Here is a 13,617-nt window from a genome sequence, read left to right as displayed (position 1 = left end):
GCGATGTGTTGTTTTGACGCGTATTTTCCGTTGGTCTGTCACTACGCCGCAACGGTTCAGTCGCCCGCGCGCACTCTCGCGTGATCAGGTTCGAATGCGCGCGCCGAACTTACCTAAAACGCACTTGAGCTCGTTACTGTTCCTCTTCGGCGACGATGCCATTTTTCGCGGCGATGTCATCGAGCTTGCGGTAAAGCGTGGATCGTCCGATTTTCAATCGGCGCGCCACTTCGGACATTTGTCCGCGGTAATGCGAGATTGCGAAGCGAATAATGTCGGCTTCCAACTCCTCGAGTGGGCGTACTTCGCCGTCTTGAGTGAACAATGGCAGGCTGCCGGGATCTGGCGTAGGCGCAAGGGGTATGTCGTTACCGTTTACGACGTTCGATGCTGTTCGCGGCGAAACCGGTTCCATGATCAGTGGCTCGCCAGCTTCGGCGTACGTATCCGGGTGAATGTCCGTAGCGGGTTGCAAACCGGTTGACGGAAAATCCGACAGGCCAAGATGCGGGCCCTCGCTCATGACGACCGCGCGGTAAACAGCGTTTTCGAGTTGGCGGATGTTGCCGGGCCAGTTGAGCTGCGACAGCCCCGCCATCGCCTCGCCGCTGATGCCGTTGATCGTTCGGTGTTCCTCGGCGCAGAAGCGCGCCAGAAAGTGCCGCAGCAGGTTCGGGATATCGTCGCGCCGCATCCGAAGCGGAGGGATCGTCAGCGGCAGCACGTGCAGGCGATAGAACAGGTCTTCCCTGAACTGTCCGGCCTTGACGCGATCCAGCAGCCGCCGATTGGTGGCTGAGATAATGCGGACGTCGACCTTGACCGGTTTGCGGCCGCCGACCGCTTCGACCGCGCCTTCCTGCAGCGCGCGCAATAGTTTTACTTGCGCGGCTAACGGCAACTCGCTCACTTCATCGAGAAACAGCGTGCCGCCGGAAGCCTCGACGAATTTGCCGGTGTGGCGCTCGGTCGCGCCGGTGAATGATCCCTTTTCGTGACCGAACAGGATCGACTCCACGAGGTTGTCCGGGATAGCGCCGCAGTTCACCGCGACAAACGGCTTGGCGCTGCGGTCACTGGTGCCGTGAATAGCACGTGCGAATAGCTCCTTGCCGACACCGGACTCGCCTTCGATCAGCACCGGGATTGACGAACCTGCTGCCTTTTTCGCGACCTTCATCACGTCGGCCATGGTCTCGCTGCGGGTGATGATGTCGGCGAAGGTGAGGCGACCTTCACGGCTGTGACGGACGCGCTGCAATTCGTTCTTCAGTGCGCTGGCGTTGAGCGCATTGCGCAAGCTGACCTGAAGACGCTCGATGCCGACCGGCTTTACGACGAAGTCATGTGCGCCAGCACGCATGGCCGAAACCACATTGTCGATACCCCCATGTGCGGTCTGGACAATGACGGGGATGGCGAGGCCGGCCTCGCGGATTCCCGCGAGCACGCCCATGCCATCGAGGCCGGGCATCACGAGGTCGAGGACAAGAGCATCGATTACCGGTCCGTCGCTCGCCGTCATTACGGCGACGGCTGCGTCGCCGCTTTCGACCACCATCGTTTCATAGCCGCACCGCCGCACCATGTTCTCGACGAGACGACGCTGCACCGCGTCATCGTCGGCGATCAAAATCGTGGCAGTCATGGCATTCCCCGCGCACTACAACTATCTGTACCGAATCGAGGCACACTGGCGGACGGTGATTAATTCGCTCTTAAGGTTTGCCGCCGTGCCATCATGATGTCGTAACTGCTCTCCCGTTGATCGGTATTCATAGAGAAAGTCTGGATCGATAATGGCTGCGCGTACTTCCTCCGCCTCACGCAAATCCGCTACTGCTCGTAAACCCGCCTCCCACCGCAAGCCGGCCAAAAAAGCGGTTGCCGTGAAATCGGGAGGTCTGCCGGAGTGGAATCTCGCGGATCTCTATTTCGGGATTGATGCGCCCGAGGTCGCGCGCGATCTCGACAGGATCGATGCTGAATGCAAGGCGTTCGAGGCAGACTACAAGGGCAAGCTCGCGACGGAAACGTCGAGCCCTGAAGGCGGCGTATGGCTTGCGGGAGCCGTGCGACGCTATGAGGCGATTGACGATCTCGCGGGCCGGCTCGGTTCCTTTGCAGGCTTGATACACGCTGGCGACAGCATCGATCCCGCGATCTCGAAATTCTATGGCGACGTCTCGGAGCGTCTGACGGCTGCGTCGCTACATCTGCTATTTTTCCCGCTGGAGCTCAACCGTATCGACGACGACGTGATCGAGCGCGCCATGCAGGCGCCGGAACTCGGGCATTATCGCCCCTGGATCGAGGATAGTCGCAAAGACAAGCCGTACCAGCTTGAGGATCGGCTCGAGCAGCTCTTTCATGAGAAGTCGCAGACCGGCTACTCGGCATGGAACAGGTTATTCGACCAGACGATTGCAGGGTTACGATTCAGGGTCGGGAACAAGGAGTTTGCGATCGAACCGACGCTGAACCTGTTGCAGGATCGCTCGCCGGAGAAGCGGAAAGCGGCCGCTCAGGCGCTGGCGAAGACGTTCAAGGCCAACGAGCGAACCTTCGCGCTCATCACCAACACGCTCTCCAAGGATAAGGACATTTCCGACCGCTGGCGCGGCTTTCACGACGTCGCCGATTCGCGCCACCTGAACAACCGCGTCGAGCGCGAGGTGGTGGATGCGCTGGTGGCCTCGGTGCGCGCGGCCTATCCGCGATTGTCGCATCGCTATTATGCGTTGAAGGCGCGCTGGTTCAAAAAGAAGAAGCTCGCCCATTGGGACCGCAACGCGCCGCTGCCGTTCGCCGCCACCGGCGTCATCCCCTGGACCGATGCGCGCAAGATGGTTTTGTCCGCCTATGGCGAATTTTCGCCAGAGATGGCCGGCATTGCCGAGCGATTCTTTACCGACCGGTGGATCGACGCGCCTGTGCGCCCTGGCAAGGCGCCGGGAGCGTTTTCGCATCCGACCACGCCGTCGGCGCATCCCTACGTGCTGATGAACTACCAGGGCAAGCCGCGCGATGTGATGACGCTGGCGCATGAGCTGGGGCACGGCGTGCATCAGGTGCTGGCTGCAAAGAACGGCGCGCTGATGGCGCCGACGCCGCTGACGCTTGCGGAAACCGCGTCAGTCTTTGGCGAGATGCTGACCTTCAAGCGCCTGCTGGCGCAGACCAAGAACGCGAAGCAACGGCAGGCGCTGCTCGCCGGCAAGGTCGAGGACATGATCAACACCGTGGTGCGCCAGATCGCGTTCTACACCTTTGAGCGCGCGGTTCATACCGAGCGTAAGAGCGGCGAACTCACCGCAGAGCGCATCGGTCAGCTCTGGCTTGGCGTACAGGGCGAGAGCCTCGGTCCCGCGATCGAAATCAAGCCGGGGTACGAGACCTTCTGGATGTACGTTCCTCACTTCATTCATTCGCCGTTCTATGTCTATGCCTACGCGTTCGGCGATTGCCTCGTGAACTCGCTCTATGCAGTGTATGAACACGCGTCCGATGGTTTCGCCGAGCGCTATCTGGCGATGCTCGCGGCCGGCGGCACCAAGCACTATTCCGAACTGCTGAGGCCGTTCGGGCTCGACGCCAGGGATCCACAATTTTGGGATGGCGGATTATCGGTGATAGCCGGCATGATCGATGAGCTTGAGAGGATGGGATAGGTTGGCTCGCCGGCCGCCGCGCTGCGCGGCAAAATGGCGCAGCCTTGTCTCAGAAGCCGGCACCGAGCTGAATTACAATCGTAGCGTGTATTTTCTGGCGGGAAGCGGATTCTTTAGGGCGCGAACGGCCCACCGCGACAGACGCGTAAGGCAACCGGAAGGGAGGTCTGGTTCCGGACAGGCGGGGTGCTGCCCCTTTATCCGTTGAAATCATCAGGCGAAGGGCGGGCCGTAAGCCAGGAAAACTTGGCTTCCGGCGAGTTCGAGGGGCCGGATTTGTATATTTTATACATAAAGGTGCGATGACTTCGCCAAGGTGACCGCCGCACCGTTGCTCTGTCCCTCTGATTGCGCTAATTCCTCCATCGCAAGATCAACCCTGGCTGGAGACTTGACGTGTCAGATCATAACGAAATCGTTTACTCGACGGCGGACGGCATGGATTACCCGGCGCACGAGGGAACATATAATGCTTTCATCAAGATTGGGACGATCGGCACCGCGGCCGTGATCACCATTGTCTCGTTGATGGCGATTTTCCTCACCTGATTGTCCGGTCGACCTTTCTGACCGTTCTGGATTTCCATTGCTAGCAACCTGGCTGGTGCTTTAGTCGTGCGTGGCCGTTGGCTGCGGGGGGCATCATGAAGATTGCGATTGCGAAGGAAATCGATGAGTCGGAGCCGCGGGTTGCCGCGTCACCCGATACAGTGAAGAAGTTCAAGGCGCTCGGCGCGGATGTCGCAATCGAGCCGGGCGCCGGAACTAAATCGGGTGTGCCGGATTCGGACTTCACCGCCGCCGGAGCGGTGGTAAGTACCGATGCCGTGAAAGACGCCGACCTTGTTATTAAGGTGAGGCGGCCCGAGGCATCCGAGCTGGCGCGCTACAAGCGTGGCGCTCTGGTGATCGCGATCATGGATCCCTACGGCAACGAGGCTGCACTAAAAAAGATCGCGGATGCCGGCGTGTCGGCTTTCGCAATGGAGCTGATGCCGCGTATCACGCGCGCCCAGGTAATGGATGTGCTGTCCAGCCAGGCAAATCTGGCCGGCTATCGGGCCGTCATCGAGGCCGCCGAGGCGTTCGGCCGCGCATTTCCAATGATGATGACGGCCGCTGGCACCGTGCCTGCTGCGAAGGTATTCGTCATGGGCGTCGGCGTTGCCGGCCTTCAGGCGATCGCCACCGCGCGCCGTCTCGGCGCCGTGGTCACCGCGACCGACGTGCGTCCCGCCACCAAGGAACAGGTGGAAAGCCTCGGAGCCAAATTTCTCGCCGTAGAGGACGAGGAGTTCAAGAACGCGCAGACCGCTGGCGGCTATGCCAAGGAAATGTCGAAAGAGTATCAGGCCAAGCAGGCGGCGCTAACCACTGAACATATCAAGAAGCAGGACATCATCATCACGACGGCGTTGATTCCCGGACGCCCGGCGCCGAGGCTCGTGACCGCGGAGATGGTGCGCTCGATGAAGCCGGGCTCGGTGCTGGTCGATCTCGCGGTTGAGCGCGGCGGTAACATTGAGGGCGTCCAGGCGGGTAAGGTCGTCGATCTCAATGGTGTGAAGATCATCGGCTTTACCAACGTCGCTGGCCGCGTCGCCGCCTCGGCGTCCAGCCTGTATGCCCGCAACCTGTTTTCGTTCATTGAGACGCTGGTCGACAAGACGACCAAGGCGCTTGCGGTGAACTGGGACGACGAACTGGTCAAGGCCACCGCGCTGACCCGGAATGGCGCGATCATTCATCCGAATTTCCAGCCGAAAAGCGCATGATGATCATGAGCCCAGCCGGTCAGCGGATTGTTCCGGAGAACACGACGTGCGCGTTCATTTCCGGGTTTGCCATTCACGCCTCTCGCACGCTCGGAAACGACGAATAGGAATGCCTCCATGGAACATGTCGTGCAGGCCGTCGATCCCTTTGTTTTTCGGCTTTCGATTTTCGTTCTAGCCGTATTCGTCGGCTATTTCGTGGTGTGGTCGGTGACGCCGGCGCTGCATACTCCGCTGATGTCGGTCACCAATGCGATCTCGTCGGTGATCGTGGTCGGCGCGCTGCTCGCCGTCGGCGTCGGCATGATCTCAGAAGGCTCGGGCTGGGCGCGGGCCTTCGGTTTCGTCGCTCTGGTTTTTGCCTGCGTGAATATCTTCGGCGGCTTTCTCGTCACCCAGCGAATGCTGGCGATGTACAAGAAGAAGCAGAAGTAGGCCGATCCGCGATGGGACGATTGTCGGCAAGCGAAGTCGTGATGATCGGGCGTGCGCTTGAAGCGCGTCTTCGTGCGGATGACCAGAATGTCCGCGTTCTATTGATAAGAAAAAGCCGGGATGCCCGACGCAAGACGGGGCATGACGGAATGCCCGGGAGATAGCAGACGCCATGAACGCCAATCTCTCCGCGCTTCTTTATCTCGTCGCCGGCGTTTTGTTCATCCTGTCGCTGCGGGGGTTGTCCAGTCCGGCGTCCAGTCGGAAAGGCAATTTCCTCGGCATGACCGGCATGGCGATCGCGGTCGCGACCACGCTCGCCGCGCATCCGCCCGCCGACGCCGTGGCTTGGGTGCTGGTGATCCTCGGTGTTGCGATCGGCGGCAGCATCGGTGCGGTGATCGCGCGCCGGGTGCCGATGACGTCGATGCCGGAACTAGTCGCGGCGTTCCACTCGCTGGTCGGCATGGCGGCGGTGCTGGTGGCCGCCGGCGCGTTCTATGCGCCCGAGGCTTTCGGAATCGGCACACCCGGCAACATCCATGCGCAGAGTCTGATCGAGATGTCGCTCGGCGTTGCCATCGGCGCATTGACATTCACCGGCTCGGTGATCGCGTTCTTGAAACTGTCGGGTCGCATGAGCGGCGCTCCGATTATCCTGCCGGCACGTCACATCATCAACATCGTGCTCGGACTCGCGCTGGCGTTTTTCATCGTCGGGCTGGTGATGTCCGGCAGCGCGCTCGATTTCTGGCTGATCGTGATTCTGGCGCTTCTGCTCGGCGCGCTCTTGATCATCCCAATCGGCGGCGCCGACATGCCGGTCGTGATTTCGATGCTGAACTCGTATTCCGGCTGGGCTGCGGCCGGCATCGGCTTCACGCTCGGCAACTCGGCACTGATCATCACGGGCGCGCTGGTCGGCTCCTCCGGCGCGATCCTGTCCTACATCATGTGCCACGCCATGAACCGGTCGTTCATCTCGGTGATCCTGGGTGGCTTCGGCGGTGAGACGGCTGCGGCCGGTGGCGGCAGCGGTGAACAGAAGCCAGCCAAGCTCGGCTCGGCGGATGACGCCGCCTTCATCATGAAGAACGCACAGAAGGTCATCATCGTGCCCGGCTACGGCATGGCGGTGGCGCAGGCGCAGCACGCGCTGCGCGAGATGGGCGACAACCTCAAGAAGGAGGGTGTCGAGGTGAAGTACGCGATTCATCCGGTGGCAGGCCGGATGCCCGGCCACATGAACGTGCTGCTGGCCGAGGCCAACGTGCCTTACGACGAGGTGTTCGAGCTCGAGGACATCAATTCGGAATTCGCGCAGGCCGACGTGGCCTTCGTCATCGGCGCCAACGACGTGACCAACCCTGCGGCGGAGGAGGATAAGTCTTCGCCGATCTATGGCATGCCGGTGTTGCAGGTCTGGAAAGCTGGCACGGTGATGTTCATCAAGCGCTCGCTGGCATCGGGCTATGCCGGCATCGATAATCCACTGTTCTATCGGGATAACACCATGATGCTGCTTGGCGACGCCAAGAAGATGACGGAGAATATCGTCAAGGGGATGTAATTCGGCGGTATTCAACAGTGGAGGCCGGTATGGCGGATGACAAGGCGAAGCGCGGCGGAAGTGACGGTCGCTTGATCGCGTTGGGTGAGGCCTACGAGGTTCGTTACTGGTCCGGAAAATTCAAAGTCACGCCGTTAAAGCTGAAGGCCGCAGTTAAGGCTGTCGGCCGCTCTGCCAAAACAGTCGAAGCCTACCTCAAGCTGCAAAAACGTGCGACGAACGACCGGGCACTGATTGCGCTGACCCAATCCTATGAAGTCAGCTACTGGTCGAAGAAGTTCAAGGTGACGCCGGCACGGCTTCGCGCCGCGGTTGGGGAGGTCGGACGCTCCGCGAAGAAAGTCGGTGCCTTTCTCGCTGCCAAGAAGACCGTCAGAAAGAAAACTGCCAGCAAAAAGAAGACAGCTGCGAAGAAGGTAAAGGTGAAGAAGGCAAAGGCGAAGAAAGCAAAAAAGAGCGCCAGTAAGCGCGCCAGATAACTTTCCAAATGCCGCTGCCGGCGTGGATTTTACCGCGCTGGTGGTTTCGCTTTCGTGCTTGGGTCCGGTCGGGTTACGACTTCACCGTCGCTCCTGAACACCCTGATCCCTCGCAACAGGTCGGCAAATCGCCGGATCAAGCAACACGAAATGGTGAAGAAACGCCACTTGCCTCCGATCCGTCGCGATTGATCCCTTAATCGGCCCAAAAACTCTCCCACAGACAGCGCGGGAGAAGCCGATCATGCTGAAATACTTTGTTGAAAAAATATTGCCTTCCATCATTGCGACGGTGGCAGCCGCCTACATTGTGAACCATTACATCGCCGTCAAGCCGGATACGCCGCCGGTGGCTGCGGCGTCGGCCGCGACTTCCGACAAAGCGGGCGACACCGATTCCGAGGCCAAGGTCCGGGCGGCCGGTAATTCCGGGAAAGAAAGCGCCAAGGCGCCCGACGAGAATGTCCAGCCTGAGAAGATTCCATCCGAGGCTGCCGCAGCGAAACCTGCCGAGAAGCGGGCGGCGAGTTTGCTGGCCGACACGAAAAAGCACCAAGCGCCGCAGCGCGAGAAGGCTGCCAAGGTCAGGCCGATGCCGGCCGCTCCAGCACAAGCAGCTTCGCCCGCAGATGCCAACGATCTCGCGCGGGCCGCGATCGATCGGCTACACAACCCGACCGAGGCGTCCTTGGAGGTCGAGGCGGTGCGTCCTCGATCGGAGGGGCCTCATCGAGCGCAGCAGGATGCCGATCGTCAGTCGGTCGCGCCTTCGCGACACCAAGAGGTCACGCATGCCGCACCTCAGGCAGCGGAGTCGCTTCCATCAGCGATCCAGGCGTCTACGCCCAAAGTGGAAACAAGCAGGTTTGATTCGGCCGGAGCTGGGGAGGGGACGCCTTTGGACCAGGCCGACCGTGCGCGGCTGCCGGTTCCCCCTGAAAATATCCCGCAAGCATCTCGGCCGTTCGATCTTAAGGCCAACGAGCCAGCGCCGGCGACGCGGGCTCAGACTGTCGCCGACGATATGCTCTCGGCCGCGAAAGCGGTCGTCGAGACAGTGCTGCCGCGGTAGTCACAGAAATCAGCATGCAGCAATAACAACGCGGGCCTAAAGCCCGCGCTGAATTCAATATCGAACTTGCAGTAATTGTTCAGCGCGGTCCACGAGGGCCAGCGGCTGGACCGCCCCGGCCGACTCCGGGTCCGGCGCCAAAAACCGGCTTCGGTTTCATGGGCAGCAGACCTTCGCGCTGCATCTTCTTGCGTGCGAGCTTGCGGGCGCGGCGCACGGCCTCGGCCTTTTCGCGAGCCTTCTTTTCCGAGGGCTTTTCGTAATGGCCGCGGAGCTTCATTTCGCGGAAAATTCCCTCACGCTGCATCTTTTTCTTCAGCGCCTTGAGAGCTTGATCGACATTGTTATCGCGAACGAGAACCTGCACGCGGCATCCTCTTTCAATTACGGTAAGAATTTTTCAGACAGCGGAAGGCCGACAAAGGCCAAGCCCTCAGCGTCAAGGGCGCCGATGTATCAGATCAAGGCACGGATGTCCACCATAGGCGATTTGTTGGGTGCGGGGAAAAAGCCGAAAATTCAGGTGGAATTCCCCCAAAGAACAACCATTGGGGGTTTAGGAAAGCCTCATATCGGGTTTCTATGGGACCTGTATCCGGGTGGTGTGATCCCCCCGCAACCGAGGAGGGCGTGTCATGGATGTCAGGAAATACGCGGCCGAACTGATTGGCACTTTCTGGCTGACGTTTATGGGATGCGGCAGCGCGGTTATCGCGGCCGCGTTTCCGGAAGTCGGCATCGGGTTGCTGGGCGTGGCTTTTTCTTTCGGTCTGAGCGTTGTCACCATGGCCTACGCGATCGGGCATATTTCAGGCTGTCATCTCAATCCAGCGGTCACAGTGGGTTTGGCCGCCGGTGGCCGGTTTCCGGCAGGGCAGGTGGTGCCGTACGTCATTGCGCAGGTGATCGGGGCGGTCGCTGGCGCGGCGCTGCTCTATGTGATCGCCAGCGGTGCGGCAGGATTCGATGTAACCAAAGGTTTCGCATCGAATGGCTATGGCGAGCACTCGCCCGGTCACTATAACCTCATGGTTTGCTTTATCACCGAGGTGACAATGACGGCCATGTTTCTGTTCGTCATCATGGGATCGACCCACGGCAAGGCTCCGGCGGGTTTCGCGCCGCTGGCGATCGGACTTGCGCTGGTGATGATTCACCTTGTCAGCATTCCCGTGACCAACACGTCGGTGAATCCGGCGCGTAGCACCGGTCCCGCACTGTTCGTCGGCGGCTGGGCTCTGGAGCAGCTCTGGCTGTTCTGGGTAGCACCGCTGATCGGCGGCATCATCGGCGGCGTGGTCTATCGTGGGCTCAGCGCTGAGCCGGAAGGCGTCGTCGCGGGAAAGTAGCGGGTTATTCCTGAGCGTCATTGCCGGGCTTGGCCCGGCAATCCTCTCCTATGCGAAGATTCGTCTCCGGGCATGATGAGCGTTTCGGCGTAAGCACCGTTGTCAGTCGCGGCGCTTCACCTCTGTCACATGCCCCATCTTGCGACCGGGGAGCGGGGGGCCCTTGCCGTAGATGTGAACGGCGGCGCCGGGCACGGTGAGCCACCGCCCGTAATCGAGGACGTCCTTGCCGATCAGGTTTGTCATGACGGCGCTACCCTGCCGGACTGGCTTGCCGAGCGGCCAGCCGGCGACTGCGCGAATATGCTGCTCGAATTGCGAGACCGAGGCGCCATCGAGCGTCCAATGACCAGAGTTGTGGACTCGTGGTGCGACCTCGTTGACGAGCAGCGTTGGCCCGCTCGCGCCGGGCACCACAAACATTTCCACGGCCAGCACACCGACATAATCAAGGGCAACAGCAATTTTCTCTGCCGTGTCGCGAGCCTGCACGGCGAGCGCATCAGGAATCGCGGCCGGCGCGCGTGAATATTTCAAGATGTGATCGTGGTGCTCGTTCTCGGTTACGTCGAAACATTCGACACGCCCATCGACACCGCGCGCGGCGATTACGGAAATCTCGCGCTCGAACGGCACGAAGGTCTCGACGATTGCGGACTTGGTGCCGAGATCGTCCCACACCTGATCAAGATCGTCGCCCGTGCGAATGATGGCCTGTCCCTTGCCGTCGTATCCGAAGCGACGGGTCTTGATCACGGCGGGAAGGCCGATGACGTCGATTGCTTCGCGAAGCCCCTGCGCCGACGCCACGTCGGCATAGGCGGCAGTACCGATCCCAAGACCCGCGACAAATTTTTTCTCAAGCAAACGGTCCTGCACCGTTTCCAGGATACGATGATCGGGCAGCACCGGCCGACGTGCGGCGAGGATCATCGCGGTGGCCGCTGGGACGTTCTCGAATTCATAGGTGATCACGTCAACATCGGCTGCGAACAATTCCAGTGCCTCGACGTCGGCGTATTCTGCGCAGGTAGCGTTCTGCACAACGTCGAACGCCGGGGAGTCCGGGTCCGGCGAGAACACCTGACACTTGAGGCCGAGGCGTGCTGCCGCCAAGACCAGCATCCGGCCGAGCTGACCGCCGCCGAGAATTCCGATGGTGCCTCCCGGTTTGAGCGTCGGCCGCCGAGAACCAATCACGCTGTTTCCTCCGGGCGCTCGGCTACTGCATCCGTCTGCCGCTTGCGCCAGGCGGCAAGGCGGCCAGCGAGCGATGGGTCATTGAGCGCCAGCACGCTTGCCGCCAGCAGCGCCGCATTGATGGCGCCGGCCTTGCCGATCGCGAGCGTTCCCACTGGAACGCCGGCCGGCATCTGCACCATGGAATAGAGCGAGTCGACCCCGGCAAGCGCCCTGGACTCGACGGGCACGCCAAGCACCGGAAGTTCCGTCAGCGATGCCGTCATGCCGGGCAGGTGTGCCGCGCCGCCTGCGCCCGCGATGATGACCTTGAACCCCTCGGCCTTGGCGCCCCTGGCGAATGTAAACAGTCTTTCAGGTGTGCGGTGCGCGGAGACGATCCGGCTTTCACTGGTGATGCCGAGCGCGGCCAGCGTTTCCGCGGCGTGGCGCATGGTCTCCCAATCCGACTGGCTTCCCATGATGATGGCGACAACGGCGGTCATTTATCTATTTGTTTGTTCGGGAATCCAGAAATCGATCCGAATTATAGGAAGGCGTCTTGACGAGGCAAGCAGCTGGGAATGAACTATCCTTTCTTGGTGAACGGCGGCAAGCCTTGCGACGATGAAAAAGACACCTAAAGCGGCTCGGTCCCCGACCGTCAAGCGGAAGGCTAGTCATCATAAGGCAGCGTCCGCCGCGCAGCTGGCAGCGCTCGGACCCAAGCGCCAAACGGCAAAATCTGACCTGGCGGCAGATGATAGGGCGGCCATCCGCCGCCTCAAGTCCCGGCTCGCGGCGGCCCAGGCGCGGATCGCGGATCTTGAGGCCTCTGCGGATACCGATCATCTTTTGGGCGTTCTCAATCGTCGCGGCTTCGAACGCGAGCTGCACCGCTCGGTAGCCTATATCCGACGCTATCATGCAAGCGGTGCGTTGTTCGTGCTCGACGTTGATCGCTTGAAGCCCATCAACGACGCCTTCGGTCATGCGGCGGGAGATGCGGTGCTGAAAGCCGTGGTCGGGGCACTGTCGCGAGACGTGCGATCCTCCGACCTGATAGGGCGGCTCGGCGGCGACGAGTTCGCGGTGCTATTGTGGAATCTCAGCGAGACCGACGCCAAAGCGAAGGCGTCGATGCTCGAAGAAACCATCGACCGGCTGACACTGACTTTCCGTGGAGAGGCGATCACAACCGGAGCCTCGATCGGGGTCGCCATGCTCGGACCGCACATCGAAGGCGAGCGCGCTGGAGCAGGCCGATTGCGAAATGTATGTTCGCAAGGCGCAGCGGCGCTGTCGTTGAACGGGCCATGCCTTGCGGCCGGTTGGGGAGGCACTGACGTTCATCTCCGACGACCGCGGGGGGCGCTCGGCGTTCAGGCAATAATATCCGGCGTGATCTGGTCTTCGATGAAGCAGATGCGGTCACGCAACTGTAGCTTGCGCTTCTTTAGCCGCTGTAGCCGCAGCAGATCTGGTGCAGGCGATTGATGCAGCGCATCTATGGCGGCATCCAGGTCGCGGTGTTCCTGTTGCAGACGGGCGAGCTCGGCTCCGAGTTCACGCTCTTCTTCGTCGGTCATGATGACGTACTGACTTGAATCGCGAAGAGTTTGCGAAGGGTTGGGGAGTTTCTGATCCGCGAATTATCTCCCGTGCCCGCGCTGCGCGCAAGTCGCCGGGTTCCATGCGGGCGGGTTCATTTTGGAATCTCACAAATATGATCGACGGGCCTTTCTGTCCCATCGACAGTCGTCGCCATTCATGTAGACTTTACTGTTCGGAGCGAATCTGGGGGTCTAATCTCACCTAGGAGGTTCGAATGGCAATTCAGGCGCATCTCGCTGAACTGGAACGGAAACATCGAATCCTGGAAAGCGAATTGCACGATGCTCTCAGGCATCTTTCTACCGACGACACGAGGATTGCCGAGTTGAAGCGCCGAAAACTGATGCTCAAGGACGAGATCGAACGACTCAAGTTCTCCACAGCCGGGACCGTCCACTAAACTCTCGACCTCTCCTCTCACTTTTAGGGTCATGGAGTCAGTAGCCGTTTTGCTGCTGCTGCCGGTTCGCGCG

Annotated in this window: 14 protein-coding genes and 1 pseudogene; 10 read left to right on the top strand and 5 right to left on the bottom strand. The window is 60.7% G+C overall.

The genetic code is table 11. The annotated features are described in order from the left end of the window. Window positions 1-133 precede the first annotated feature (133 nt). Window positions 134-1,648 (bottom strand): sigma-54-dependent transcriptional regulator, encoded by a 1,515-nt coding sequence (locus tag ACZ5IL_RS17395; protein ID WP_464593418.1) that lies wholly within the window; start codon window positions 1,646-1,648, stop codon window positions 134-136. A gap of 151 nt (window positions 1,649-1,799) precedes the next feature. Here ACZ5IL_RS17395 and ACZ5IL_RS17390 point away from each other — a divergent pair, with 151 nt between their 5' ends. The 7 genes from ACZ5IL_RS17390 to ACZ5IL_RS17360 all read left to right on the top strand — a co-directional run bounded on the left by ACZ5IL_RS17390 (window position 1,800) and on the right by ACZ5IL_RS17360 (window position 9,002). Further along, the gene (locus ACZ5IL_RS17390) at window positions 1,800-3,671 is read left to right on the top strand and encodes a M3 family oligoendopeptidase (RefSeq protein WP_464593416.1); all 1,872 of its coding nucleotides are present in this window, start codon (window positions 1,800-1,802) and stop codon (window positions 3,669-3,671) included. A 396-nt stretch (window positions 3,672-4,067) separates the two neighbouring features. After that, window positions 4,068-4,220: an aa3-type cytochrome c oxidase subunit IV gene (locus ACZ5IL_RS17385; RefSeq protein ID WP_425908641.1), complete on the top strand. Its 153-nt coding sequence runs from the start codon at window positions 4,068-4,070 to the stop codon at window positions 4,218-4,220. A gap of 95 nt (window positions 4,221-4,315) precedes the next feature. Then, the gene (locus ACZ5IL_RS17380; RefSeq protein ID WP_464593414.1) at window positions 4,316-5,446 is read left to right on the top strand and encodes a Re/Si-specific NAD(P)(+) transhydrogenase subunit alpha; all 1,131 of its coding nucleotides are present in this window, start codon (window positions 4,316-4,318) and stop codon (window positions 5,444-5,446) included. Between the two features lie 117 nt (window positions 5,447-5,563). Next, window positions 5,564-5,881 carry a proton-translocating transhydrogenase family protein gene (locus tag ACZ5IL_RS17375; RefSeq protein WP_011314297.1) on the top strand — a complete coding sequence of 106 codons (318 nt, stop codon included), beginning with the start codon at window positions 5,564-5,566 and terminating at the stop codon, window positions 5,879-5,881. Window positions 5,882-6,053: 172 nt separating this feature from the next. Next, window positions 6,054-7,451, top strand: coding sequence for an NAD(P)(+) transhydrogenase (Re/Si-specific) subunit beta (locus ACZ5IL_RS17370; RefSeq protein WP_425908645.1), 1,398 nt, complete (start codon window positions 6,054-6,056; stop codon window positions 7,449-7,451). 29 nt (window positions 7,452-7,480) lie between these two features. Next, complete coding sequence (locus ACZ5IL_RS17365; protein ID WP_464593411.1) at window positions 7,481-7,930, top strand: DUF3606 domain-containing protein; 450 nt, start codon at window positions 7,481-7,483, stop codon at window positions 7,928-7,930. A 244-nt stretch (window positions 7,931-8,174) separates the two neighbouring features. Beyond that, the gene (locus ACZ5IL_RS17360; protein ID WP_464593409.1) at window positions 8,175-9,002 is read left to right on the top strand and encodes a hypothetical protein; all 828 of its coding nucleotides are present in this window, start codon (window positions 8,175-8,177) and stop codon (window positions 9,000-9,002) included. Window positions 9,003-9,081: 79 nt separating this feature from the next. Here the strand turns inward: ACZ5IL_RS17360 and rpsU are convergent, their stop codons facing one another. Further along, window positions 9,082-9,369, bottom strand: coding sequence for a 30S ribosomal protein S21 (gene rpsU, locus ACZ5IL_RS17355; protein WP_079446065.1), 288 nt, complete (start codon window positions 9,367-9,369; stop codon window positions 9,082-9,084). A 268-nt stretch (window positions 9,370-9,637) separates the two neighbouring features. Here rpsU and aqpZ point away from each other — a divergent pair, with 268 nt between their 5' ends. Next, complete coding sequence (gene aqpZ, locus ACZ5IL_RS17350) at window positions 9,638-10,351, top strand: aquaporin Z (RefSeq protein ID WP_464593407.1); 714 nt, start codon at window positions 9,638-9,640, stop codon at window positions 10,349-10,351. 102 nt (window positions 10,352-10,453) lie between these two features. Here the strand turns inward: aqpZ and ACZ5IL_RS17345 are convergent, their stop codons facing one another. Together ACZ5IL_RS17345 and purE are read right to left on the bottom strand one after the other, a co-directional pair. Continuing rightward, window positions 10,454-11,551, bottom strand: a complete 1,098-nt coding sequence (locus ACZ5IL_RS17345) for a 5-(carboxyamino)imidazole ribonucleotide synthase (RefSeq protein WP_464593405.1) — start codon at window positions 11,549-11,551, stop codon at window positions 10,454-10,456. Next, window positions 11,548-12,036 carry a 5-(carboxyamino)imidazole ribonucleotide mutase gene (gene purE, locus ACZ5IL_RS17340; RefSeq protein WP_464593403.1) on the bottom strand — a complete coding sequence of 163 codons (489 nt, stop codon included), beginning with the start codon at window positions 12,034-12,036 and terminating at the stop codon, window positions 11,548-11,550. The genes ACZ5IL_RS17345 and purE overlap by 4 nt, the downstream gene beginning before the upstream one ends. A gap of 121 nt (window positions 12,037-12,157) precedes the next feature. On the opposite strand from purE, the pseudogene ACZ5IL_RS17335 reads away from it, so the two are divergent. After that, window positions 12,158-12,839: pseudogene (locus tag ACZ5IL_RS17335) on the top strand (GGDEF domain-containing protein). 73 nt (window positions 12,840-12,912) lie between these two features. On the opposite strand, the gene ACZ5IL_RS17330 reads toward ACZ5IL_RS17335, so the two are convergent. Continuing rightward, window positions 12,913-13,074 (bottom strand): YdcH family protein, encoded by a 162-nt coding sequence (locus tag ACZ5IL_RS17330; protein ID WP_464596934.1) that lies wholly within the window; start codon window positions 13,072-13,074, stop codon window positions 12,913-12,915. A gap of 284 nt (window positions 13,075-13,358) precedes the next feature. On the opposite strand from ACZ5IL_RS17330, the gene ACZ5IL_RS17325 reads away from it, so the two are divergent. After that, window positions 13,359-13,544, top strand: a complete 186-nt coding sequence (locus ACZ5IL_RS17325) for a YdcH family protein (RefSeq protein WP_079446071.1) — start codon at window positions 13,359-13,361, stop codon at window positions 13,542-13,544. Window positions 13,545-13,617: the final 73 nt, after the last annotated feature.

Source organism: Nitrobacter sp. CN101 (genome assembly GCF_055390255.1).
Note: the sequence above shows the minus strand (reverse complement) of the source record. Positions and strands in the feature narration are given on the sequence as shown.